This is a genomic window from Brevundimonas sp. (genome assembly GCF_031082345.1).
Classification (GTDB): Bacteria; Pseudomonadota; Alphaproteobacteria; order Caulobacterales; family Caulobacteraceae; genus Brevundimonas.
In genome coordinates, this window is record NZ_JAVHLH010000348.1 from 1 (window position 1) to 2,104 (window position 2,104).

A 2,104-nucleotide genomic window follows, 5' to 3' on the forward strand; every position below is an offset into this window, starting at 1 on the left:
CAAGCGCCGCCGCGTCTAGGCCGACACGACCGACTATTTCTCCGCCGGTCCTGCCGCCCCTGACGAGGAGCGAGGGACCGGCGAACTCCGTTTTCGAGGGACATCCATGATCGAACGTAACTGGCAAGAGCTGATCCGTCCCGAGAAGCCGCAGATCGAGGCCGGCACCGACCCGCAGCGCAAGGCGCGCCTGGTCGCCGAACCCCTCGAACGCGGCTTCGGCGTGACGCTCGGCAACGCCCTGCGCCGCGTTCTCCTGTCGTCGCTGCAAGGCGCGGCCGTGACGGCCATCCAGATCGACGGCGTCGTCCACGAATTCTCGTCGCTGGAAGGCGTGCGGGAAGACGTTGTCGACATCGTCCTCAACATCAAGCAGCTGGCGCTGCGCATGCACGCCGAGGGCCCCAAGCGCATGACCCTGCGCGCCACCGGCCCCGGGCCGGTGACCGCCGGCCAGATCGACGTCCCGTCGGACATCGAGGTGCTGAACCCCGACCACGTCATCTGCACGCTGGACGACGGCGCCTCGGTGCGCATGGAGCTGACCGTCCAGAACGGCAAGGGCTACGTCGCCTCCGAGTTCAACCGTCCGGAAGACGCCCCGATCGGCCTGATCGCCGTCGACGCCCTGTATTCGCCGGTCAAGCGCGTCGCCTATCGCGTCGAGCCGACCCGTCAGGGCCAGTCGATGGACTATGACAAGCTGGTGCTGGAAGTCGAAACCAACGGCGCCGTCTCGCCTGTGGACGCCGTGGCCTACGCCTCGCGCATCCTGCAGGACCAGCTGCAGATCTTCATCACCTTCGACGAGCCCAAGAAGGCGGTCGAGCAGGCCGACGGCAAGCCCGATCTGCCGTTCAACCCGGCGCTGCTCAAGAAGGTCGACGAGCTGGAGCTGTCGGTTCGTTCGGCCAACTGCCTGAAGAACGACAACATTGTCTACATCGGCGACCTGATCCAGAAGACCGAGGGCGAAATGCTTCGCACCCCGAACTTCGGCCGCAAGTCGCTGAACGAGATCAAGGAAGTGCTGGCGACCATGGGGCTCAGCCTCGGCATGGACGTGCCGAACTGGCCGCCGGAAAACATCGAAGACCTGGCCAAGAAGTTCGACGACCAGATCTAGTTTCAACCCTCCGCCCTTGGTCCCTCGGGTCCGCGGAGCGGTTAGAATGAGAGAACCCCAGGTCCGCGTCAGTGGAAACCAGGGTGAGTAGGAGAGACCCCGATGCGCCACGGCGCCGCCTATCGCAAGCTCGGCCGCACGGCCAGCCACCGGACCGCGATGTTCGCCAACATGGCGGCGTCGCTGATCAAGCACGAGCAGATCACCACGACCCTGCCCAAGGCGAAGGAACTGCGTCCCTTCGTCGAGAAGCTGGTCACGCTCGCCAAGAAGGGCGACCTGCACGCGCGTCGTCAGGCCATCAGCCACGTCCGTGACGTGCCGCAGGTGGGCAAGCTGTTCGAGACGATCGGCCCGCGCTACGCCGACCGCAACGGCGGCTATATCCGCATCATGAAGGCCGGCTATCGCCACGGCGACAACGCCGCCATGGCCGTGATCGAGTTCGTCGACCGCGACGTCGACGCCAAGGGCCAGGACTCGGGTCCGGTCTATGAGATCGAGGGCGACGAAGAGGCGTAAGCTTTCTTCGTTGGGGCTTCGAAGGGGCGGCTGGAGCGATCCAGCCGCCCCTTTTTCGTGCTCCGGCGGCCGCTACATTTCGGGCGATACATCGTCGACATCGCGCCCCGCTACATCAGCGACAGCCGTGACAAGCGCGACAGTCTTGTCGCCCGCCGCCACGATACCCAAGGTTCCGGAATGAGCGTTTCCATCGTCCCCTTCCGTCCCGACCACGCGGCCGCCTGGGCCGCGCTCAACGAGGCCTGGCTGGCCGAGGGCGGCTTCGCGGTCGAGGGCAAGGACCGCAAGGTCATCGACGATCCGCAGGGGGCGATCCTCGATCTCGGCGGCCAGATCTTCATGGCCGAGCGCGACGGGATCGCGATCGGCTGCTGCGCCCTGATGGCCATGGACGACGGCGGCTATGAGGTGGCCAAGATGACGGTGTCGCCGGCCGCGCGCGGCCTCGGCATC

General features: G+C 66.2%; 3 protein-coding genes. All 3 read left to right on the forward strand.

What is annotated here, in order from left to right; translation table 11 throughout:
• The first annotated feature begins 106 nt into the window (after positions 1-106).
• A complete protein-coding gene (locus tag RDU12_RS15125; protein WP_300292382.1) occupies positions 107-1,126 on the forward strand; it encodes a DNA-directed RNA polymerase subunit alpha in 1,020 nt (339 codons plus the stop codon).
• 102 nt (positions 1,127-1,228) lie between these two features.
• Positions 1,229-1,648: a 50S ribosomal protein L17 gene (gene rplQ, locus RDU12_RS15130; protein ID WP_300292383.1), complete on the forward strand. Its 420-nt coding sequence runs from the start codon at positions 1,229-1,231 to the stop codon at positions 1,646-1,648.
• 180 nt (positions 1,649-1,828) lie between these two features.
• On the forward strand, positions 1,829-2,104 hold a 276-nt coding region (locus RDU12_RS15135), incomplete at its 3' end, for a GNAT family N-acetyltransferase (protein WP_308685461.1).